The sequence below is a fragment of the Micromonospora sp. NPDC049171 genome (assembly GCF_040648275.1).
Taxonomy (GTDB): domain Bacteria; phylum Actinomycetota; class Actinomycetes; order Mycobacteriales; family Micromonosporaceae; genus Micromonospora.
In genome coordinates, this window is record NZ_JBEZDJ010000072.1 from 1 (window position 1) to 1,082 (window position 1,082).

General features: G+C 73.9%; 1 protein-coding gene. It reads right to left on the reverse strand.

Translation table 11 applies throughout. The features are described from left to right. On the reverse strand, positions 1-1,055 hold a 1,055-nt coding region (locus AB0B14_RS36735; RefSeq protein ID WP_357526766.1), incomplete at its 3' end, for a polyketide synthase dehydratase domain-containing protein. Between the last annotated feature and the right edge of the window lie 27 nt (positions 1,056-1,082).

Consider the following 1,082-nt stretch of genomic DNA (forward strand, 5'->3'; position numbering starts at 1 on the left):
ACCACCACATCCGGCACCACACCACCAGACACCGGCCACCCACCCACCGACACACCACCCACCACCGGCACACCCACCACCACCGGCACCACCTCGAACAACGGCGTGCTACCCGCGGCGGACGACGGCTGCGGCACGGGCCGCAGGACGAGCTCACCGGCGGTGAGCACCGGGTGCCCATCCGCGTCGGTCACCTCGATGGCGAGGGTGTCCGTGCCGGCCGGCGACAGCCGGACCCGGACGGTGGTCGCACCGGTGGCGTGCAGCGTCACCTCGGACCAGGCGAACGGCACCTTCGGCTCGGTGACGTCCGTGGTGAACGCAGCGGCGTGCAGCGCCGCGTCGAGCAGCGCGGGGTGGATGCCGTAGCCCTCCCCGGACGCCTCGTCGGCGAGCACGACCTCGGCCAGGACGTCCGCGCCGTCCCGCCAGGCCCGCCGTACGCCCCGGAAGGCCGGGCCGTAGTCGAGCCCGACGCCGGCCAACCGGTCGTACAGGTCGGTGACGTCGAGTTCGTCGGAGTCGGCCGGCGACCACTGCCGCGTGACGACGGAGTCCGCCGGGGCAACCGGGCGCAGGGTGCCGCTGGCGTGCAGGGTCGACGCGGCCTCGCCGGACGTCTGTTCCTCCACCGAGTAGACGGCGACCCGGCGGGCGCCGGAGTTGTCCGCCTCGCCCACGGTGACCCGCATGCGCACGCCGCCAGTGGCCGGTACGACGAGCGGCGCCTCCAGGGTGAGGTCGGCGAGCAGCCCGCAGCCGACGTCGTCGCCCGCGCGGATCGCCAGTTCGACGAGGGCCGCGCCGGGGAGGAGGACATTCCCGCCGACGGCGTGGTCGGCCAGCCACGCATGGGTCGCCAACGAGAGACGCGACGTGTAGAGCAACCCGCCGGAGTCCGGAAGGGCGACCGCGGCGCCGAGCATCGGGTGTTCGGTCGACGTGAGGCCGAATCCGGCCGCGTCGGTGGCGGCGGGGGCTCCCGCCTCGAGCCAGTAGCGGTGGCGTTGGAACGCATACGTCGGCAACTCCACCCGCGGCGCCGACGGGAACATCACCGACCAATCCGGCGACACCCCATG